At 71.5% G+C, this 19,498-nt stretch carries 18 protein-coding genes; 8 read left to right on the top strand and 10 right to left on the bottom strand.

Annotation, left to right across the window (positions count from 1 at the left end):
- Nucleotides 1-50: 50 nt before the first annotated feature.
- Complete coding sequence (locus ABZW60_RS12820; protein WP_355476248.1) at nt 51-1,400, bottom strand: pitrilysin family protein; 1,350 nt, start codon at nt 1,398-1,400, stop codon at nt 51-53.
- Complete coding sequence (locus ABZW60_RS12815) at nt 1,397-2,692, bottom strand: pitrilysin family protein (protein ID WP_355476246.1); 1,296 nt, start codon at nt 2,690-2,692, stop codon at nt 1,397-1,399. The genes ABZW60_RS12820 and ABZW60_RS12815 overlap by 4 nt, the downstream gene beginning before the upstream one ends.
- A 116-nt stretch (nt 2,693-2,808) precedes the next feature.
- On the opposite strand from ABZW60_RS12815, the gene ABZW60_RS12810 reads away from it, so the two are divergent.
- On the top strand, nt 2,809-3,156 hold the full coding sequence (locus ABZW60_RS12810; RefSeq protein ID WP_355476244.1) for a YciI family protein: 348 nt from the start codon (nt 2,809-2,811) through the stop codon (nt 3,154-3,156).
- Nucleotides 3,149-4,348 (top strand): DUF6596 domain-containing protein, encoded by a 1,200-nt coding sequence (locus ABZW60_RS12805; protein ID WP_355476242.1) that lies wholly within the window; start codon nt 3,149-3,151, stop codon nt 4,346-4,348. Before ABZW60_RS12810 ends, ABZW60_RS12805 begins: the two co-directional genes overlap by 8 nt.
- On the opposite strand, the gene hisN is transcribed toward ABZW60_RS12805, so the two are convergent.
- On the bottom strand, nt 4,332-5,111 hold the full coding sequence (hisN, locus tag ABZW60_RS12800; protein ID WP_355476240.1) for a histidinol-phosphatase: 780 nt from the start codon (nt 5,109-5,111) through the stop codon (nt 4,332-4,334). The two genes, ABZW60_RS12805 and hisN, sit on opposite strands and share 17 nt — an antisense overlap.
- Before the next feature lie 144 nt (nt 5,112-5,255).
- On the opposite strand from hisN, the gene ABZW60_RS12795 reads away from it, so the two are divergent.
- Complete coding sequence (locus tag ABZW60_RS12795; RefSeq protein WP_355476238.1) at nt 5,256-5,726, top strand: DUF2231 domain-containing protein; 471 nt, start codon at nt 5,256-5,258, stop codon at nt 5,724-5,726.
- A 14-nt stretch (nt 5,727-5,740) separates the two neighbouring features.
- Here the strand turns inward: ABZW60_RS12795 and rsgA are convergent, their stop codons facing one another.
- Genes rsgA through ABZW60_RS12775 form a run of 4 tightly spaced genes read right to left on the bottom strand, consistent with a single transcriptional unit; the run spans nt 5,741 to nt 9,400 of the window.
- Entirely contained in the window at nt 5,741-6,718 is a 978-nt protein-coding gene (gene rsgA, locus ABZW60_RS12790; protein ID WP_355476237.1) for a ribosome small subunit-dependent GTPase A, read from the bottom strand.
- Complete coding sequence (gene aroA, locus ABZW60_RS12785) at nt 6,718-7,986, bottom strand: 3-phosphoshikimate 1-carboxyvinyltransferase (protein WP_355476235.1); 1,269 nt, start codon at nt 7,984-7,986, stop codon at nt 6,718-6,720. Before aroA ends, rsgA begins: the two co-directional genes overlap by 1 nt.
- A 53-nt stretch (nt 7,987-8,039) precedes the next feature.
- Nucleotides 8,040-8,618 carry a DoxX family membrane protein gene (locus ABZW60_RS12780; RefSeq protein WP_355476234.1) on the bottom strand — a complete coding sequence of 193 codons (579 nt, stop codon included), beginning with the start codon at nt 8,616-8,618 and terminating at the stop codon, nt 8,040-8,042.
- A 56-nt stretch (nt 8,619-8,674) separates the two neighbouring features.
- Complete coding sequence (locus ABZW60_RS12775) at nt 8,675-9,400, bottom strand: DsbA family oxidoreductase (protein WP_355476232.1); 726 nt, start codon at nt 9,398-9,400, stop codon at nt 8,675-8,677.
- 70 nt (nt 9,401-9,470) lie between these two features.
- Between ABZW60_RS12775 and ABZW60_RS12770 the strand changes: the two genes are divergently transcribed.
- The 5 genes from ABZW60_RS12770 (at nt 9,471) to ABZW60_RS12750 (ending at nt 15,274) form a co-directional block, all read left to right on the top strand.
- A complete protein-coding gene (locus ABZW60_RS12770) occupies nt 9,471-10,307 on the top strand; it encodes an aminoglycoside phosphotransferase family protein (protein ID WP_355476230.1) in 837 nt (278 codons plus the stop codon).
- 31 nt (nt 10,308-10,338) lie between these two features.
- On the top strand, nt 10,339-12,621 hold the full coding sequence (locus ABZW60_RS12765; protein WP_355476228.1) for a tetratricopeptide repeat protein: 2,283 nt from the start codon (nt 10,339-10,341) through the stop codon (nt 12,619-12,621).
- Nucleotides 12,622-12,769: 148 nt separating this feature from the next.
- The gene (locus ABZW60_RS12760; RefSeq protein ID WP_355476227.1) at nt 12,770-13,237 is read left to right on the top strand and encodes a hypothetical protein; all 468 of its coding nucleotides are present in this window, start codon (nt 12,770-12,772) and stop codon (nt 13,235-13,237) included.
- A gap of 104 nt (nt 13,238-13,341) precedes the next feature.
- Nucleotides 13,342-14,010: a DUF4097 family beta strand repeat-containing protein gene (locus ABZW60_RS12755; RefSeq protein ID WP_355476226.1), complete on the top strand. Its 669-nt coding sequence runs from the start codon at nt 13,342-13,344 to the stop codon at nt 14,008-14,010.
- A 31-nt stretch (nt 14,011-14,041) separates the two neighbouring features.
- Nucleotides 14,042-15,274 carry a serine hydrolase domain-containing protein gene (locus tag ABZW60_RS12750; RefSeq protein ID WP_355476225.1) on the top strand — a complete coding sequence of 411 codons (1,233 nt, stop codon included), beginning with the start codon at nt 14,042-14,044 and terminating at the stop codon, nt 15,272-15,274.
- A gap of 49 nt (nt 15,275-15,323) precedes the next feature.
- Here ABZW60_RS12750 and ABZW60_RS12745 read toward each other — a convergent pair whose 3' ends face one another.
- From ABZW60_RS12745 to ABZW60_RS12735, 3 genes are all read right to left on the bottom strand, one after another.
- On the bottom strand, nt 15,324-16,103 hold the full coding sequence (locus ABZW60_RS12745) for an alpha/beta hydrolase (RefSeq protein ID WP_355476223.1): 780 nt from the start codon (nt 16,101-16,103) through the stop codon (nt 15,324-15,326).
- Nucleotides 16,100-16,819 carry an alpha/beta hydrolase gene (locus tag ABZW60_RS12740; RefSeq protein ID WP_355476221.1) on the bottom strand — a complete coding sequence of 240 codons (720 nt, stop codon included), beginning with the start codon at nt 16,817-16,819 and terminating at the stop codon, nt 16,100-16,102. Before ABZW60_RS12740 ends, ABZW60_RS12745 begins: the two co-directional genes overlap by 4 nt.
- A 128-nt stretch (nt 16,820-16,947) precedes the next feature.
- Entirely contained in the window at nt 16,948-19,494 is a 2,547-nt protein-coding gene (locus ABZW60_RS12735) for a BREX system ATP-binding domain-containing protein (RefSeq protein WP_355476219.1), read from the bottom strand.
- Between the last annotated feature and the right edge of the window lie 4 nt (nt 19,495-19,498).

Here is a 19,498-nt window from a genome sequence, read left to right as displayed (position 1 = left end):
CGGGGGCACCGGAATCAGCACCGGAATCAGCAGCCGAATCAGCAGCGGAGTCAGCTCACCTCGATCAGTTCACCGAGATCGAGGCCTTCGAGTTGCGGCCGCACGTCCTTGGCCTCGCCGACGACGACCACGAGCAGCCCGTCGGTCCCGACGTAGCGCCGGTAGGCCTCCGTCGCCTCGGCGGCGGTGGTGGCCGCGATGTTCGTCAGGTACGTGTCGGCGAAGTCGATCGGTACGCCGTTGGCGATGTTGCTGCCGACCTGCTGCGCCACCGAGTCGGCCTGCTCGTACCGCAGCGGGGCGGTGCGGATCAGGCTGTCCTTCGCCTCCTGCACCTCCTGCTCGGTGAGCCCGTCGCGCGCCTGCAGCAGGATCCGCAACGCGTCCCCGATCGCGGCGCCGGTCACCTCGGTGCGGACCGCGCCGCCGAGGCTGAAGGTCCCGCCCTTGCGGGGCGCCGCGAAGCTGGTCCGCGTCCCGTACGTGTACCCCTTCTCCTCGCGGAGCACGGTGTCCACGCGGGACGTGATGGTCCCGCCGACCACGTGGTTCGCGACCGCGGCCGCACCCCACGCCGGGTCCCGCCGGTCCGGGCCGGCGCAGCCGATCAGCAGCTGGCTCTGCACCGAACCAGGCCGGTCGACGAGCACGAGCCGGTTGCCCGGGAGGTAGATCGGCTCGGGCGTGTCCAGCGCCGTACCGGCCGACGACGTCCAGCTGCCGAAGGCCTCGTCGACGATGCCGGCCACGTCCACGCCGGTCGCGTCGCCGGCGAACAGGATCTCCGCCCGCTCCGGGCCGATGTTCTTGCGGTAGAAGTCGGCGACCTCGACGTTCGTCAGCGGCTTGATCGTGTCCGGCCGGCCCGCGGTCGGCCGGGACCGCCGCGTCGACGAGTCGAACAGGTGCGCCGCGAAGGCCTCGCGCGCCCGGTACCCGGCGTTCGCCCGCTCCTGGTTGATCTCGCCGAGCCGGATCGTCACGTGCCGCCCGACGTCGGCCTGGTTGAACGCGGGCCGGGTGATCGCCTCGGCCAGCAGCCGCACCGCCGGGGCCAGGTGCGACACCGGCACCGAGATCTCGACGTGCAGCGCGTCCGAGCTGACGTCCACGCCGTACGCCGCGCCGTGCCGCTCCAGCGCGGCGGCGAACTCGTTGGCCGAATGCAGCTCGGTGCCCTCGTCGAGGGTCCGCGACATGATCGTGGCGACGCCCTCGAGCTCGCGCGGTTCGGCGATCAGCGGCATCGCGATCGTGACCCGGACGGTGGCGACGTACTGCCCCGGGCGGTCGAAGACGTGCACCGGCGTCCCGGCGCCGGTCCGGGTGGTGACCGCCTCCGGGAACTTCCACGGACGCGGCGCGCCGACGGCCGGCGGGGTGGTCAGAACCTGGTTCATGCCTGCTCTCCCGACTCCGGTGCGGACTCCTGGCGGCGGTAGGTCACCTGGACACGGCCGGTCGCGCGGATCCACTTCTGCGCGGCGGCCTGCACCTGGTCGACGGTCACGGCCTGGATCTGGTCGATCCGGGTGTTGATCCGGTTCGCGTCGCCGAACAGCAACGCGTGGTGCGAGATCTCGTCGGCCCGGCCGGCGCAGGAGGCCAGCTGCTCGAGCCAGTCCCGCTCGGCCTGCGCCTGCACGGTGGCGAGCTCGTCCTCGGTGACACCGTCGAGCGCCAGCTTCTCGATCTCCTCGAGCAGCGCGTCCTCGACCTGCTGCAGCTCGATACCGTCCGACGCGATCCCGGTCAGCGTCCCGAACGAGACGCCGCCGATCAGCGGCAGCGCACCGCCGGAGACCGACTGCGCGATCTGCTCGTCGCGGACCAGCCGCCGGTTCAGCCGGCCGCTCTGCCCCGCGGCGAGGATGTCGAGCGCGAGCCCGGCGGCGTCCAGCTCCGGCGTCCCGTCGACGGGCAGCCGGAACATCATCGTGACCAGGTCGGACGGGACATCGGACACCACGTCGTCACGCTGCACGCCGGTCATCGGGCCGATCGTCCCGTCCGGCGCCGGCGGCGGCGCGGGGATCGCGGGCAGGTGCCCGAAGTACCGCTTCGCGGCGTCGAACGCGTCGTCCTCGGACACGTCGCCGACGATCGTCAGGACCGCGTTGTTCGGTCCGTAGTACTTGCGGAAGAACGCGTGCACGTCCTCCACCGAGGCCGCGTCCAGGTCGGCCATCGACCCGATCGTCATATGCGCGTACGGATGGCCCTCGGGGAACGCGAGCCGGACGAGCCGCTCGTACGAGTCGCCGTACGGGCGGTTGTCGTACGACTGCCGCTTCTCCTCCTTGACCACGTCCCGCTGGTTGTCGAGGTTCTCCTGGTTGACCGCGTCGAGCAGGTAGCCCATCCGGTCCGCCTCGAGCCAGAGCGCGAGGTCCAGGCCGCCGCTGGGCAGCGACTCGAAGTAGTTGGTGCGGTCGAAGAACGTGCTCGCGTTCAGGCTGGCGCCGGCGGTCTCCAGCAGGCTGAAGTGCTGACCGGAGGCGACGTTGCGCGACCCCTGGAACATCAGGTGCTCGAAGAGGTGCGCGAACCCGGTCAGCCCCGGTGGTTCGTGGCGCGACCCGACGTCGTACCAGAGGTTGACGGCGACGATGGGGACGGCGCGGTCCGAGCTGACGACGACCCGGAGGCCGTTGTCGAGCGTCTGCTCCGCGATGGGGTACGTCAAGGGCATACCGGCCACCATACGTGGTCGGGAAACTTCCTCGCGGCGGTTGTCGATTCCCGGCCGGCCCGCGCATCGGGATGGTGAATGCTGGAATCGGAGCACGACGAGAGAGGTGACCCGGAGTGGGCAAGTACCTGGTGATGATCTACGACGACGAGGCGAAGTGGGCGGCCGCGGACCCGTCGGTCCCGGAGCAGAACCACAAGAACCACCAGGCGTTCGTGGCGGCCAACGCGGCGGCGGTGCGCGGGGGCGGACAGCTCGACGAGAGCGCCACCGCGACGTCGATCCGTTCCGACGGCAACGGCGGGTTCGTCGTCACCGACGGCGTCTTCGCCGAGACCAAGGAAGTGATGGGCGGGTACTACGTGATCGAGGCCGCCGACCTGGACGAGGCGCTCGCGATCGCCAAGCAGGTCCCGTCGCCGATGGGTGGTGTCGAGGTCCGGCCGCTGGTCAACGGTGGCTGATCCGGTCGTACAGGCCGTGGCGGAGGCTCACGTCGGTGAGTGGGCCTCCGTCCTGGCCGCGACGGCCCGGGTCGCGGCGGATCTCGAGTTGGCCGAGGACTGCGTGCAGGACGCGTACGCGAAGGCGCTCGTGCACTGGCGGGAACAGGGCGTGCCGGCGCGCCCGGGTGCATGGCTGACGACGGTCGCGACGCGGCGTGCGCTCGAGCACCGGCGGCGGGCCGACGTCGCGCGCCGGAAGCTTCCGCTGCTGGTCCCTGATGAGGACGTTGCCGACGAGACGTTCCCGGACGACCGGCTGCGCCTCGTGTTCACCTGCTGCCACCCGGCGCTGTCCCAGGAGGCCCGGATCGCGCTCACGCTGCGGCTGGTGTGCGGCCTGTCGTCGGCGGAGATCGCCAGGGCGTTCCTGGTCAAGGAAGCCACCATGCAGGCCCGGATCACCCGCGCCAAGCAGAAGATCTCCCGCTCGGGTATCCCGTACCGCATCCCCCGCGCGACCGACCTCCCGGAGCGCATCGGCGCGGTCCTCGACGTCGTGCATCTCGTGTACGCCGCCGGCCACACAGCCGCCGACGGCGATCGCCTCACCCGAACGGATCTGGGGCGCCGAGGCGTCGACCTCGCACGGATGATGCGGCTGCTGTTACCGGACACTCCGGAAGCTGCCGGGTTGCTCGCCCTGCTGTTGCTCACCCAGGCCCGCGAGGCCGCACGGGTGGCCGACGGCCGGTTGGTGTTGATGGAGGACCAGGACCGGTCGCTGTGGGACCAGGTGCTGATCGCCGAGGGCCTGGCACTCGTACCGCAAGCACTCCTGCGGCCCGGACGGTTCGGGCTGATGGCCGCGATTGCTGCTGTGCATGCCGCGGCCGGACGCTGGGAGGACACGGACTGGGCCGAGATCCTCGGACTGTACGACGTGCTGCTCAGCCGATGGCCCTCGCCGGTGGTGGCGTTGAACCGGGTGGTCGCGCTCAGCTACGTGGAAGGTCCCGAAGCGGCGCTCCAGCAGTTGCCGGACGACCCGGCCCTGGCGACCTACCCGTACCTGGCGTCCGTACGCGGTGAGTTGCTGTGGCGGTGCGGGTACGTGGCCGAGGCGCGAGCGGCGTACGAGGAAGCGCTCGCCTTCACCACGAACGCGGTGGAGGCCGAGTTCCTGCAGCGGCGGATCACTCGAGGCGCTTGAGGACCTCGTCGTGCAGGCGGCCGTTGGTGGCGACGGCGTTCGGGCCGTTCGGGCCGGGGGTGCCGTCGACGGAGGTGAACTTGCCGCCGGCCTCGTCGACGATGATCGCGAGGGCGGCCATGTCGTAGAGGTTGAGCTCCGGCTCGGCGGCGATGTCGACGGCGCCTTCGGCGACCAGCATGTACGACCAGAAGTCGCCGTACGCCCGGGTCCGCCAGACCGAGTCCATCAGGTCCGCCCACTGGTTCTTCTTGCCGAGCTTCTCCCAGCCCTTGAGCGAGGCGTAGGACAGCGACGCGTCCTCGATCCGGCTCACGTCGCTGACCCGGCACGGCTGCGACGAGTGCAGCGCGCGGCCGGTCCAGGCGCCGTCGCCGTACGACGCCCACCAGCGCTTGCCGAGGGCCGGCGCGGAGACGACGCCGACGACGACCTGGTCCTCGATCATCAGGCTGATCAGCGTGGCCCAGACCGGCACGCCGCGGATGTAGTTCTTGGTGCCGTCGATCGGGTCGACCACCCAGCGCCGCACGCCCCAGCCGCTGGTGCCGTCCTCCTCGCCCACGAACGCGTCCCGCGGCCGCGCCCGGGCGAGCGTCTTGCGCATCACGTCCTCGACCTTCTTGTCCGACTCGCTCACCGGGGTGAGGTCGGGCTTGGTGGCCACGTGCAGGTCGAGCGCCTTGTAGCGGTCCATCGTGGTCGAGTCCGCGTCGTCGGCCAGGATGTGGGCGAGCCGCAGGTCATCCGTGTGCGAAGGCATGCCGGAAGGCTAGCCTGAACGGCAGGTGTTCGCTGCGGCCATCCGGGGAACGTTGCGGATCGGTTGCGGCGCCGATTGAACCGAATGCGGTCGTTGAACGTGCCATTAGTGTCTGACCACGTCCACGACCGCCGGGAGGCGTCAATGTTCGAGCGCTTCGGGGATCTGCCACTGCATGTGCTCGTGATCCACCTGACCGTGGTGCTGCTGCCGGTGGCCGCGCTCACCGCGATCGCGTTCGTCCTGGTACGACGGTGGCGGCCGCTGCTGCGCTGGCCGCTGCTGGTGCTCGGCCTCGGCACGGTGGTGTGCGCGTTCGTGGCGAAGAAGAGCGGCGAGGCGTTCGTGACCGCCGTACCGACGCTGGCGAAGGCCGTCGAGCTGCACGAGAAGCGCGGCAACCTGCTGTTCTGGTACTGCCTGATCTTCGCGGTCGTTGCCGTGGCCGCCTTCCTGCTGCTGCGCGACGGGCGCGGTCAGGCCGCCACGAGTCGCCCGCTCGAGGTGCTGATGCAGGCCGCCGTCGTCGTGATCGGCGTCCTCGTGATCTGGCAGACCGTCCGCACCGGGGACGCCGGCGCCAGGGCGGTCTGGGAAGGCCAGCTCCCCAAGTAGCGCGCGGTACGCCGTCAGTAACTGGTCGTCGCGCGGCTGGCCAGCAGCCGTCGGAACGAGGCGACCCGGTCGGCGTCGGTGCGGCCGTCCGCGACGGCCTCGTCCAGCGCACACTCGGGGGCGTCGGCGGCGTGGGTACAGCCGCGCGGGCAGTCCGCGGCCAGCTCCGCCAGGTCCGGGAACGCGTGGATCAACTTGTCAGGGTCCACGTGTGCCAGCCCGAACGAGCGGATGCCAGGCGTGTCGATCAGCCAGCCGCCGTCCGGCAGTCGGAGGACGACCGTGCTCGTCGACGTATGGCGCCCGCGGCCGGTGACCTCGTTGACGATGCCGACGGCCCGGGCGGCGCCGGGGATGATGCCGTTCACCAGGGTGGACTTGCCGACGCCGGAATGGCCGACCAGCACGCTGGTCCGGTCGGCGAGCTGTTCGCGGAGCTCGGTCAGGTCGCCGCCCTGGTGCGTGGCTACCGACTCGACGCCGAGCGGCCGGTAGATCGAGAGCAGCGGGTCCGGGTCGGCGAGGTCGGTCTTGGTCAGGCAGAGCAGCGGCCGCATGCCCGCCTCGTACGCGGCCACCAGGAACCGGTCGATGAGCCCGGTCCGGGGCTCCGGGTTGGCGACCGCGACGACGATCACCAGTTGGTCGGCGTTCGCCACCAGCGGGCGCTCGACCGGGTCGTCGTCATCGGCCGAGCGGCGCAGCAGCGTCGTCCGGGGGAGCACCTCGACGATCCGCGCGAGCGTGCCCTCGTCGCCGCTCGCGTCGCCGTCGAGCTTCACCCGGTCGCCGACGATCACGCCCTGCCGGCCGAGCTGACGGGCCTTCATCGCCATCACCTGACGGTTGTCGACCCAGCAGGTGTACCGGCCGCGGTCGCGGGTGATGACGAAGCCTTCGGCCGCGTCGTCGTACGAGGGGCGGTCCTTGGTCCGCGGCCGCGTGCGGCGCTTGGGCCGGTCGTACCGGGCCTCCTCGTCGTACCGCGACATCAGCGCGCGAGCTCCGACCACAGGTCGGGGAACTCGGGCAGGGTTTTGGCCGTGGTGCCGATGTTCTCGATCCGCAGGTCGTCGACGAGCAGGCCGAGGACGGCGGCGGCGTGCGCCATCCGGTGGTCGGCGTAGGTGCGGAAGAGCCCGCCGTGCAAGGATTTCGGCCGGATCGCCAGGCCGTCGTCGAGCTGCGTGACGTCGCCGCCGAGCGCGTTGAACTCGGTCTCGAGCGCCGCCAGCCGGTCGGTCTCGTGGTTGCGCAGGTGCGCGATCCCGCGCAGGTACGACGGTCCGTCGGCGAACGCGGCCACCGCTGCGATCACCGGCGACAGTTCGCCGACCTCGCTCAGGTCGAGGTCACAGCCCCGGACCCGGCCGGTCCCGCGGACCGTCAGGCCGTCGTCGGTCCGGGTGACGGACGCGCCGAACCGCGTGAAGATCTCGGGCAGCTGTCCGCCGGGCTGGGTGGTCTCGGCCGGCCAACCGGTCACCGTGACCGAGCCGCCGGTGATGACGGCCGCGGCCAGGAACGGCGCCGCGTTCGACAGGTCCGGCTCGATCGCCGTGTCCAGCGCGCGAATGGGGCCGGGGGCAACCACCCACCGGTTCGGCTCCGCGTCGTCGACCTGGACGCCGCGCTCGCGCAGCATCGCCACCGACATGTCCAGGTGCGGCTGCGAGGGCACCGGCTTGCCGTCGTGGCGGATGTCGACGCCCTCGTCGTACCGCGCGCCCGCCAGCAGCAGCGCGGACACGAACTGGCTCGACCCGGAGGCGTCCAGCGTCACCGTGCCGCCGCGCACCGACCCCATGCCCGACACCGTGTACGGCATCCGGCCGGTGCCGCCGTCGTCGATCTGTACGCCCAAGTCGCGCAGTGCGCCCAGGATCACGCCCATCGGACGCTCCCGCGCGTATGCGTCGCCGTCGAAGGAGACCAGGCCGTCGGCCAGCGCGGCCACCGGCGGGACGAACCGCATCACCGTGCCGGCCAGACCGCAGTCCACGCTCGCCGGGCCCTTGAGCGAGCCCGGGGTGACGGTCACCGTCGCACCGCTCTCGGTGATGCCAATGCCGAGGGAGACCAGAGCGGACCGCATCAGCTCGGTGTCGCGGGCCGCGAGCAGGCCGGTCAGGTGCGACGGGCCGTCGGAGATGGCGGCGAGAACGAGCGCACGGTTGCTGATCGACTTCGATCCGGGCACCGTGACGGTACCGGTCACCGCTCCTTCAGCCCGCGGTGCCGGCCAGCCCTGCTCGCTCATGCCACTCCTTCAGCTCAGTACGTAGGTCCTGCCCTGAGCCTAGGGCATCGCGATCAGCCGAGGTGGAGCTCCGCCTTCGCGAGACGGGCGGCCTGCTTGGTCTCGCGGGCCAGCTGCTTGGCTTCCCGCTTGGCAGCCTTCGCCCCGCGTTTGGTCTCGCGCTTGGCCGCCTTCGCACCGTGGCTGGCCCGCCAGGCCACGCCCGGCTTGCCCTCGGTGTCGACGGCGGCGAGCAGCAGACCGCCCAGCAGCCCCAGGTTCTTCATGAACTGGACCCGCTGCGCCTGCCGGGACTCCTTGTCCTTGAACTGCCAGAACGGGTGCCCTGCGACCGTCACCGGGACCAGCGTGGCCGCGAGCGCGGCCGCGCCCAGCCGCCGGCCCTTGCCGCTCGCGAGCGCGAGGCCGCCGACCACCTGGACGGCCCCGTTCAGCCGGACCAGGTTGACCGTGGTCTCGGGGATCCGGTCGCTGACCTGCGGCGGCGCGACCTTCTTCACCATCGGCACGAGCCGGTCCGTCACCGGCTGGGCCTTGGGCACGAGCGGCTCCGGGTTGCGGATCGAGTTCGCACCCTGGACGACGAAAATCATGGACAGCAACGGCCTGGCCAGTGCGCGCACGACAGTCATGCCTCCTTCATACACCAGACATCACGGGGAGTTGTGTAACTCCCGGTACCCAACTGTCAGAGCGCGCAGCCGTCCGGACCGCAGGTCGGGTCGTCGGTGGCGCCCGGGGCGGTGATCAGCGTGACCGGCTGACGGTCGGCGTTCGCGCGGCGCAGGGCCTCGGCGAAGACCTCGACGGGCTGGGCGCCGCTCACGCCGTACTTCTCGTCGATGACGAAGAACGGCACCCCGTTGGCGCCGTACGCCACGGCCTGCGCCTGGTCGGCGGCGACCTCCTCGGTGTACGCCGTACCGGCCAGGACCTCACGCACCTGGTCGGCGGGCAGGCCGACCTCGGTGGCCAGCTCGGTCAGGGTGGCGTGGTCACCGACCGGGAGGCCGTCGGTGAAGTACGCCTTGAGCAGGCGCTCCTTGAGGCGGCCCTGCGTGTCAGCAGGCACCTCACCGGTCTCGCCGAGCTCGTGGGCGAGGTGGAGGAGGCGGTGCGCGTCGACGGTGTTGACCGGCTTCGCCTGGTCGAGGTGGTACTCCAGTCCGACCTCTGCCGCGACCTCGGTGACATGGGCGTTCGCCTGCAGTCCCCACTCGCGGCCGCGGCCGTACTTCTCACCCAGCCGGGTCGCCAGGTCCCGCGGGTCGTCGTTCGTCGACGAGGGATCCAACTGGAAGCTGTGCCAGACGATCGTCGCTTCGTCACCACTGGCCATCAGCGCCTCTTCGAGGCGCCGCTTACCGATGTAGCACCACGGGCAGACGACGTCGGACCACACATCAATGCGCATAACTGTCCGCAACTGACCGCTCTGTGGACCTATTCCCAACCAGCCGCCGATGTGACGCGTCTGACGGGCCATGGACGAAGAGCTGGTGCGGACCCTGTTGAGTGAGCAGTACCCCGACCTGGCGGATCTGCCGCTCAAGGAGGTCATCGGCGGCTGGGGAAACCAGATGTGGCGCCTGGGTGACGACCTGGCCGTCAGGCTGCCCCGCCACGCCGGCGCCCCCGAGGTCCTCCGCAGAGAACACCAGCTGCTCCCCGGCCTCGCGGCTCAACTGCCCCTGCCGATCCCGGTCCCGCGCCACCTCGGCGAGCCGTCGGAGCGCTTCCCGCGGACCTGGCTGGTCACCACCTGGGTGCACGGGGAGCCCGCGGACCACGCACCGGTCACCGATCCGGCGGCGGCCGACGTACTGGCGGGCTTCCTGCACGCGCTGCACACCGAACCGCCGGCAGACGCGCCGATGAGCGAGCGGTCGACGCTCCCGCCGAGCCCTGGCTTCGACGAGGTCCGGACGTCCGTAGGCCGCGCCGAGGAGATCCGTGCGGTCTGGGAGGACGCGCTCGCGGCGCCGCAGTGGGACCGGGCGCCGGTCTGGCTGCACGGTGACCTGCACCCGGCGAACGTGGTCGTTGCCGACGGCACGCTCGCTGGTGTCGTGGACTTCGAGGAGCTCGGTGCCGGAGACCCCGCGAACGACCTCGCGGCCGCCTGGATCCTGCTGCCGGAGCCCGACCGTTTCCTCGCCGCCTACGGTGCCGACGAGGCGACCGTACGGCGGGCGCGCGGCTGGGCTGTGACGCGCGCGCTGTTCCTGATCGCGATGGGCATCAACGGCGAGCAGGGCATCCCCGGCGGCAAGACTCACTGGGGCCCGATCGGGCGCGAGGCTCTCGACCGCCTTCTCTAAGCGTCGTTGACGGGCACTTAGAATCGGCAGGGTGCGTGACGAGTTGGCGGGGCAGCTGTCACAGCTGCGCGACCTGACCGGCAGGAGCCTGCGCGAACTCGCCCGTGACATCAACGCCAGTAGCTCCTCACTGTCCCGGTACTTCGCGGGGCAGGCCGTTCCGCCCTGGCCGACCGTCGTGGCGCTCTGCAAGGCGGCCGGTCGCGACCCCAGGCCACTGCGCGAGGTGTGGGAGCGCGCCAAGGACGCGCCGCAGACAGGTGCGGTGGCTGCTCAGCCGGTACGCAACGACCTGCCGCACGACGTCACAGCATTCACTGGTCGCAGCGCCGAGCTGAGCACCCTCATGGACGCGGCCCGGTCCACGTCCGTTGTGGCGATCGACGGTATGGGCGGCGTGGGCAAGTCCGCGCTGGCGGTCCATGCAGCACACCTGCTGACCGCGGACTTCCCGGACGGGCAGCTGTACCTCGACCTGCACGGTTTTACGCCGGGCCGCGAGCGGATCGAGCCGACGGAGGCCCTGCGGGTGCTGCTGACGGCTCTCGGGCTGGCAGCCGGACGGGTCCCGGACGGGCTCGCCGAGCGGGCCGCGCTGTGGCGGTCGGAGCTGGCGACGCGCCGCGCGATCGTCTTGCTGGACAACGCTGCCGGAGCGGAGCATGTGCGCGACCTGCTGCCCGGCGCGGGCCGGACCTTCGTCATGATCACCAGCCGCCGCCGGATGGTCGAGCTGGACGGCGTACTGCCGATCTCGCTGGACGTCCTGCCGGGCGAGGACGCGGCACGGCTGTTCGTCGAGTCCGCGGGCGGAACCCGGCCGGGCGACGTCGAGGAGGTGCTGCGGCGGTGCGGGAACCTGCCGCTCGCGATCCGGGTCGCGGCCGCGCGGCTCCGGCACCGGCCGGCGTGGACACTCGACACCCTGGTCGAGCGGCTGCGGGACGGCGATCTGGCCGTCTCGGACGTATTCGAAATGTCGCTGCGGCAGCTCGACCCCGCCCAGCGCCGGATGTTCCAGCTGCTCGGGCTGCTCCCGGGCGAGGACATCGACGCGTACGGCGCGGCCGCGCTCGCCGGGATCCCGCTGGCGAACGCGCGCTCGTTGCTGGAGGACCTGGTGGATGTGCACCTGGTCCAGGAGCCCGCGGCGGGCCGCTACCGGATGCACGACCTGCTGCGGCAGGTGGCCCGCGCGGACGATCCGACCGCGGATCCGGTTCCCGCGATCACGCGGCTGGGCGACTTCTACCTGAGCGGCATGCTGGCCGTGAAGCAGCAGATCCAGATCCTGATCCCGATTCCGGTCACCGTGTCGCAGCCACCGTCCGCACTGCCGGACCTGTCCGACCACGACACGGCGGTCAGCTGGATGGACACCGAATGGGTCAACCTCACGGCCACCTTCGCGCTGGCCGTCCAGCTGCGCCTCGACGCACTGGCGGTGGGGCTGGGGCAGCTGGCGACGATGGCTCACGCGAGACGCGGTGGGTCCGCACAGCTGCGGGAAGCGTTGGAGGCCAGCCTGCCGGCCGCTGAAAGGCTCGGCGACCGGCACGTGCTCGGCGTCCACCGGTACCTGACCGGCGCCCTGTACCTGCGCATGGGCCGGCTGGCGGAGGCCACGCCCGAGCTCGAGGCCGCACGGGCGCTGATGGCAGCCGAGGGCGAGCGGGTCGGCGAGGCCATGGCGCTCTTCCAACTGGGGGAGGTCCAGGAGTACCTCGGCGACCCTGCGGCGGCCGTCGAGCTCCTGGAGCAGGCGATCGCCGTACTGCCTCCGGGAGAGCCCGCCGTGCGCGCACGGCTGCGCAGTACCCTCAGCCAGGCGCTGATGCGGCTCGGGAACTACGCTGCCGCTCGCGACGTCGCCGCAGAGGTCCTGGAGGCCGTTCGGGTGGCTGACCGTCAGACGGCGCGGATGTGCCTCGACGTGCTCGGTCGGGCAGCACTGGGCCTTGGTGACCTGGAAGGCGCGCTGGACTTCGCCGAGCAGTCCGTCGCCGTCAGCCAGGCCACCCGCCACGCGATCTTCGAGGCGAACAGCCTGACCGACGTGGCTGTCGCGCTGCTCCACCTCGGCCGTGCCGACGAGGCAGCCGCCCGGCAGCTCGAGGCGGTCCAGATCCTCGAACGCGCGGGGGAGCCGGGGCGGTTGATGCGCGCGTACCTGCCGTACGCGGAGGCATGCCTGGCCACCGGCCGACGGGAGACCGCGGCGCGGCATTTCCGGGAGGCGCTGGAGATCGCCTCCGGGCACGGACTCGACCACATGGCCGCGGAGGCGCGGGACGGTCTGTCCCGGGCGTCCTGACTGTCCCGTCCCGTCCCGGGACACGTGTACCGCGCACGTCCCGCCAGACTGATCGCGCAGGTCAGCGCGTGATCCGAGGGACATCCCGTGTCCCAGCACGCTCGCACTCCGTTGTGCCGGGACAGCCGTGGCGACCAGGCTTCCGGTCATGCCAACGATGCCCCTGCTCGCCGAACTGGACGCGCTACCCGCCCGATGGGAAGTGCAGGCGACAGTCGCCGCGCCGGTCGCAGCGGTCGCCGGACTCCTGTTCGCGGTCACCGAGGGCCGGGTCGGCCACGACAACCTCCTGGTTCTGGCGAGGGCCTCCGCGGCCCGGCAGGGCGCGATGACTGTCGTGGGTGCGGCGGGCCGCTACCGCGCAGAGCTCGCCGGACCGCTGGAGCCGGTCGACATCCAGGTCGACGGCTGCAAACTCGCGGTGCAGAGCTGGTACGCCGGAGTACACACGGCCACTGCCTGTCCCGAAGGGACTCTGGTGACCCATCGCGTGCGTCGCGTTCTTCCCGACCATCCCGGGTTCGCAGCGGGGATCGCCGAGCTCGGTCTGCGGGCCCGCATGGCGCGCGACCTGCGGCGAGTACTGGAGGTCGTCGCCGACCGGCTCGGCTGCTGACAACCCCGCTCCCGGCCATGTCAGCACGATGGCTGCCCGGTGTCAGGGCCGCCGGAGATTGTTGTTCCAGTCAACCAGTCGAAACACCTCAGGAAGGCACCACAATGTCTACGTTCACCACCCCCGAGCCGATCTCCGCAGTGCTGGACATCCCGGCCGGAAGCATCACGTTCGTCGCCGGCGACGCGGCCGAGACCGCGGTCGAGGTGCTGCCCGCCAACGCCTCCAAGAGCCGTGACGTGAAGGCCGCCGAGGCCACCAGGGTCGAGTACGCCGAGGGCGTCCTGCGCGTCGAGGTCGTCACCAAGAACCAGTACTTCGGGCCGTCGGGCGCCGTCGCGGTGACGGTCCGGCTGCCGGCCGGTTCCCAGGCCGAGGTGAAGGCGGCCAGCGCCGAGCTCCGCGCGACCGGGCGCCTGGGCGACGTCGTCATCGACAGCGCGCAGGGCCCGATCGACCTCGAGGACGTCGCGAGCGCCCGGATCACCAGCTCGGCGAGCGACGTCTCCATCGGCCGCCTCAACGGCAACGCGGAGATCCGCACCAGCAAGGGCGACATCCGGATCGCCGAGGCCGTCCGCGGCAACCTCGTCCTGCGCACCGACGTCGGCGAGGTGGAGATCGGCGCCGCGGCCGGCGTCTCGGCCACCCTGGACGCCGGCACCACCACCGGCCGGATCGACAACGCCCTGAAGAACAGCGAGGGCGCGGGCGCCGAGCTCGCCATCCACGCGACCAGCACCGTCGGCGACATCGTCGCGCGCAGCCTCTGACAGCTCTTTCCGATCGAAGGGAAACACCGCTATGGCAACCACTCCGTCCGGCTTCACCGAGACCGGGCTGCGCCGGCTGCACGACGTGCTGGCCCGGCACGTCGACTCCGGGAAGATCCCCGGCGTCGTCGCCCTGGTCAGCCGCGGCGACGGTGAGCCGCACGTCGAGACGCTCGGCACCATGCGTCACGAGGGCGGCGCACCGGTCCGGCGGGACACGATCTTCCGGATGGCGTCGACGTCGAAGCCGGTCTCGATCGCGGCGGCGATGGTGCTGCTCGACGAGTGCCGGCTGCGGCTGGACGACACCGTCGAGGAGTGGCTGCCCGAACTCGCCGGCCGCCAGGTGCTGAAGCGGATCGACAGCCAGGTCGACGACACCGTGCCCGCCAAGCGGCCGATCACCGTCCGGGACGTGCTGACCTCCACGTTCGGGCTCGGCATGGACATGACGATGATCGGTACGCCGATCATGGGCGCCCTGTTCGAGCAGGGCATCACGCCGAACGGCCCGGTGCCGATGCCGGAGCCGGACGAGTGGATGCGCCGCCTCGGCACCCTCCCGCTGATGTACCAGCCGGGCGAGCGCTGGCAGTACCAGATCAGCAGCGACCTGGTCGGCGTCCTCGTCGCCCGGGTCACCGGCCAGTCGTACGACGAGTTCCTGCGCGAGCGGATCTTCGGGCCGCTGGGCATGAAGGACACCGGGTTCTCCGTGCCCGCCGACCAGATCCACCGCCTGCCACCGCTGTACGCGCCGGACCCCGCGACCGGCGAGTTCCAGGTGTGGGACGAGGCCGAGGGGGGCCGGCACAGCGCTCCGCCGGCCTTCCCGGGCGGTGGCGGCGGGCTGAACTCGACCGCCGACGACTACCACGCCTACTTCCGGATGCTGCTCAACCACGGTGTGCACCAGGGCGAGCGGATCCTCTCCCGCCCGGCGGTGCAGCTGATGACCAGCAACAGCCTCACCCCCGAGCAGTTGGCGGCCCGGGAGGCTCTGGCGCGGGACAACGTGCACATCTCGTTCGGTCAGGGGCAGCAGGGCGGCTGGGGCTTCGGGATGGCCGTGCGCACCTACCGGGGCGACTACGCGCCGATCGGGCAGTTCGGCTGGGACGGCGGCGCCGGTACGTCGACGTACGCCGACCCGGTCAACCAGGTCGTCGGCATCCTGCTCACCCAGGTCGGGACGACCGTGCCGTCCTCGGTGCAACTCATGAACGACTTCTGGACGACGCTCTACCAGGCGCTGGAGGACTGACAGCAGACGTCGGCCGGACCGCTCACCGCGGTCCGGCCGACGTCGTGTTTCAGCGGGCGGCCTGCTCGATCACGCGGGTGACCGTGCCCGGGTGGGACAGGGCGACCAGATGGGACGCTCCCGCGACCTCGACCGTGGTGGCGTGCGCGCGGTCGGCCATGAAGCGCTCGGCGGCCGGTGCGATCGCATGGTCACCGGTCGGGATCACGGCGTACTTCGGGAGCGCGGCCGGAGCGCCTGCCGGGATCTTCTCGTCGAAGACCGCGGCGTTGACCGGGCGCTGCGACGCTCCGAGTACGGCGGCCTGCCGCGCGGGGAGGTCAGCGGCGAACACCCGGCGGAACGACTCCGGCTTCATCACCAGGTCCACCCCACCGGGGTAGCTGATCGCGTTCGTGGTGTCCGCGCCGATCTCGCTGCCCGGGTACTTCGAGTTCAGCGCCCCGAGCGTCTCACCGGCCTGCGGGACGAACGCCGCGACGTACACGAGCGACTTCACGCCGGCGCTTCCGGCGAGCCGGCTCACCAGCGCACCGCCGTACGAGTGGCCGACGAGCACCTTCGGGCCGGGCACGGCGTCGAGCACGCCCTGCAGGTACGCCGTGTCGGACGCGACCCCGCGCAGCGGTACGGCGGGGGCGACCACGGTGTACCCGTCCCGCTGGAGCCGGCTGGTCACCTCGGACCAGCTGGCCCCGTCGGCGAAGGCGCCGTGCAGCAGGACGATCGTGGGCTTCGGCTTGTGCTCGGTCTGGGCGCTGGCCGTGGTGACACCGGTGAGAGTGAGGACGGCCGCGGCGGCGACCGTCGCCAGGTGCTTGAGCTTCATCGGTTCGCACCTGCCTCGACGGCGCTCGCGATGAAGTCGGCGACGGCCTTCGGCTGCGAGACGGCGACCGCGTGCGAGCCGTCGACCTCGATCGTGGTGGCGTTCGCGCGGGCGGCCATCGTGCGCTGGCCGTCCGGGTGGATCGCCTCGTCACCGGTGGCGACCAGGTCGTAGACCGGGAGCCGCTTCCAGCTCGCCGTACCGGACTTCTCGTCGAAGGCGATCGCGGCGATCGGCCGCTGGGTCCGGCCGAGCAGCTCGGCGTCCTCGACGTCGGCCGCGAACAGCGCCCGGAACTTGGACCGGTCGATGCTCAGCCAGGTCTCCTCGCCGCCGTCACCGGTGGGCAGCGCGTGCGGGACGAGGCCGGACGCGAAGTCGTTGGCGGGGAAGCTCGCGAGCAGGTCCTGCAGGCTCTCGCCCTCCTCGGGGACGAACGCGGCCACGTACACCAGCGCGGAGACGTTGCCGGCCTGGTTCGCGGCCGCGGTGATGACCGCGCCGCCGTACGAGTGCCCGACCAGGACGACCGGGCCGTCGATCTCCCGGACCTGGGCGGCGACCCGGCTGCCGTCGAGGGCGGGGCCGCGCAGTTCGTTGGCGACCGCGATCGCCGGGATGCCGCGGCCAGTGAGCTCGGCGATCACACCGTCCCAGCTGGCGTTCTCGGCGAACGCGCCGTGGACCAGGACGACGGTGGGGGTCTTGTCAGTCATCTTCCTCGATCTCCTTCTGTGGTTGCTTGGTAGAAGGAAACCGCCGGAGGCCGCTCCCGCGAATCGAGCGAACACGTGAACCTGTCAGCGCCGTCCCGTCCGGGCGGGCCGGTCCCTGCACCCGAATCTCATGCGTTCGGGGGAGGGGCGAACCGCTCCAGCACCAGCCGGGTGAGCTGGACCCGCGAATTCACCCCGAGCTTGCCGAACACAGCCCGCAGATGGGTGCCGACGGTGCTGGCCGACACCACCAGCTCGTCGGCCGCCGACCGGTTCGTGTGGCCCTCGGCGACAAGCAGCGCGACCCGCCGCTCCATCGGCGTGAGCGCCTCCCACCCCTCCTGAGCCCTTGCCGGTACCGCGGCCCAGCGCCTTCGTCTTACGCCGGCTGCCTGCAGCACCGCCTGGATCCGCCCGGCCGGTGCTGTGGCGCCAAGAGCCGTCAGACTGTCCAGGGCTCGCTCCAGCGCCGGTACGCCGGTCTCGCGATCACCTGCGTCCAGAGCGGCCCGCCCGTACCGCTCCTCGGCCTGAGCGAGCAGCAGCGGCCGCTGCGCCGTACGGACGATCTCGACCGCCTTTGCTAGCTGGTCCACGTCGCTGCCGGCAGCCACGACAGCGAGTGCGCCATGGCTTGCGGCTGACTGCGATAGCTCCTGCACGGCGTTGGCCTGCAGCAGTACGCCGATGCGCTCCGGGAAGTCCTGCGGTACGTCGGCCAGCCGGGCGACCGCCTTCGCGTCTCCGTCGGCGATGGCCAGGAGCGCGCTGATCGTCGGGTCATGGCCGGCCAGCTTCCGCGCCTGACTGAGTTGACCGCGGAGCAGAGCGACGAGCGCGAGCACCTGGTCCGCTGCCGGGGCGAGCGACCGGTCGTGCAGCTGATCCATCCAGCGCAGACCGGCGTGGGCGGCGTCCTCTGCCTCCTGCAGGTTGCCGGACGCATACTCCAGCCGCGCACGCAGCACAGCGAGCTGCGGAGCGGCCCAGGACGACCCTGCAGTCATCAGCTCCCGTACGCGTTCCAGAGCCCTGGACAGCTCGTCCGTCTCCGCCCGGCAGTACAGCTCGCCTACCTCGACCAGCGTGGGCGGCAAGCTGCCCAGTCCGGGCTCCACCTCACGCGCGGCGGCATAGAGGTCGCGGGCGTCGGCGTACCTGCCTTCAGCTTGTGCCTGCTCGGCTGCGGCCACCTGATGTAGCGACTGGGCGATCGGGTCGGCTGCGGCTCCAGGAGCCTCGACACCAGCCAGTGCGCGGTAGCCCGCGAGCCGCTCCGCCAAGTGCGGTGCAGCGCCGGGGACGCTGAGCTCTCGGACGTCGAGACGCCGGAACGGGGCCAGGTGCAGCCGGATCGTCGCCTGCAGGTCCGGGGTGATCGGTCCGTGGTAGAGCGCCGTACCGCGGAGCAGGTCGTCGGCGAAGGCCTTGGCGCGGTCGTACTGGTACGCGGCCACCAGGACGCTCACCACATCCACGCCGACCTCAGCGCGCAGCGGATCGTCGACACGGGTCAGGTCGAACGCCTCCTGGATCACCTCCGCGGCAGTGGTCGACATGGTCGCCAGCAGGTCCCGCGCCGCCTCCCGCAGCGTCGCGACGGCCGTGGTGTCACCGGACTGGGCGACGGCGAGGACGTGCGGTGCGGCAGCGGCCGCACCGCGCCCCGCTGACATCAGCTGGTTCGCGATCGCGCCATGCAGCGCTCGCTGGGCAGACGGCGGTACGTCGGCCAGCGCCGCGGAGCGCAGGAGCTCGTGGCGGAAACGCAGCACGGCCCCTGCATCTGCGAGCAGGCCGGCCTGGATCGTCTCCTCCAACGGTGCGGCCAGCCTCGCGACCGGCGCGGCCATCAGTACGGCGACGTCCTCCAGGCGGAACTCGCTGCCGAAGACAGCTGCCGTGCGGACCAGGTCCCGGGCAGCCTCGGACAGCTCGCTGGTCCGTCGGCGTACACCCTCGATCAGGCCGGCGGACAGGTCGCTGTCGCTCAGGTACAGACCCGCGATGAGCTGCTCGGCCAGGAACGGGATGCCCTGGACACCGGCGAGTTGCACCGCGAGCGACGGGTCGACCGCGCGGTTCAGGCGGTCCGCGGCGAGGTCCTGGATCGCGTCGACGGTCAGGGGCGCGAGCGGGATGGTGTGCACCGGGACGCTCACGGCCTCGACGAGCTGGTCGGCCGGACCGCCGGGGTTCGGGCGGGTGGCGAGCAGCCAGAGGAGGTTCGCTGCTGGAAGACGGGCGACGGCGACCTGCAGTACGAAGGCTGTCAGCGGGTCTGACCACTGAGCGTCGTCCACCACGATCAGGGCGCGCACACCGGCCAGACGACGGCCGATGAGGTCAGCCAGCCGCTCGGCGAGCCAGAGCGGCTGCGTGTTGAGCGCCGCCAACTCCATGAACTGGTCGGTGTCGATCAGCGGCTCTGGACCCGCCCTGAGCGCAGGAGCGAGCGACGCGAGCGGACTGATGTTGTCGGTCTGGTGCGCGACCGCACTCGCGACCAGGAAGCCCTGCCGCTCGGCCTGCTCCACAGCGGCCGCCAGCAGCGCTGACTTGCCGATCCCGGGCTCGCCACTGACGACCGCAAGCGAGGCCTGTCCGTTGGCGGCCGCTCGCAGAGCGTCCAGGAGCTTGCCCAGCTCCTCAGAGCGTCCCCGCAGCGGCACCATGGTG

It is taken from the genome of Kribbella sp. NPDC003557 (assembly GCF_040610805.1).
Lineage (GTDB): Bacteria > Actinomycetota > Actinomycetes > Propionibacteriales > Kribbellaceae > Kribbella.
Note: the sequence above shows the minus strand (reverse complement) of the source record. Positions and strands in the feature narration are given on the sequence as shown.

Bases quoted from the DNA above. Each gene is read 5' to 3' on its own strand.
- ABZW60_RS12820 (WP_355476248.1), bottom strand. From the start codon at position 1,400: ATGAACCAGGTTCTGACCACCCCGCCGGCCGTCGGCGCGCCGCGTCCG.
- ABZW60_RS12815 (WP_355476246.1), bottom strand. From the start codon at position 2,692: ATGCCCTTGACGTACCCCATCGCGGAGCAGACGCTCGACAACGGCCTC.
- hisN (WP_355476240.1), bottom strand. From the start codon at position 5,111: ATGCCTTCGCACACGGATGACCTGCGGCTCGCCCACATCCTGGCCGAC.
- ABZW60_RS12795 (WP_355476238.1), top strand. From the start codon at position 5,256: ATGTTCGAGCGCTTCGGGGATCTGCCACTGCATGTGCTCGTGATCCAC.
- rsgA (WP_355476237.1), bottom strand. From the start codon at position 6,718: ATGTCGCGGTACGACGAGGAGGCCCGGTACGACCGGCCCAAGCGCCGC.
- aroA (WP_355476235.1), bottom strand. From the start codon at position 7,986: ATGAGCGAGCAGGGCTGGCCGGCACCGCGGGCTGAAGGAGCGGTGACC.
- ABZW60_RS12780 (WP_355476234.1), bottom strand. From the start codon at position 8,618: ATGACTGTCGTGCGCGCACTGGCCAGGCCGTTGCTGTCCATGATTTTC.
- ABZW60_RS12775 (WP_355476232.1), bottom strand. From the start codon at position 9,400: ATGCGCATTGATGTGTGGTCCGACGTCGTCTGCCCGTGGTGCTACATC.
- ABZW60_RS12770 (WP_355476230.1), top strand. From the start codon at position 9,471: ATGGACGAAGAGCTGGTGCGGACCCTGTTGAGTGAGCAGTACCCCGAC.
- ABZW60_RS12760 (WP_355476227.1), top strand. From the start codon at position 12,770: ATGCCAACGATGCCCCTGCTCGCCGAACTGGACGCGCTACCCGCCCGA.
- ABZW60_RS12755 (WP_355476226.1), top strand. From the start codon at position 13,342: ATGTCTACGTTCACCACCCCCGAGCCGATCTCCGCAGTGCTGGACATC.
- ABZW60_RS12750 (WP_355476225.1), top strand. From the start codon at position 14,042: ATGGCAACCACTCCGTCCGGCTTCACCGAGACCGGGCTGCGCCGGCTG.
- ABZW60_RS12745 (WP_355476223.1), bottom strand. From the start codon at position 16,103: ATGAAGCTCAAGCACCTGGCGACGGTCGCCGCCGCGGCCGTCCTCACT.
- ABZW60_RS12740 (WP_355476221.1), bottom strand. From the start codon at position 16,819: ATGACTGACAAGACCCCCACCGTCGTCCTGGTCCACGGCGCGTTCGCC.
- ABZW60_RS12735 (WP_355476219.1), bottom strand. From the start codon at position 19,494: ATGGTGCCGCTGCGGGGACGCTCTGAGGAGCTGGGCAAGCTCCTGGAC.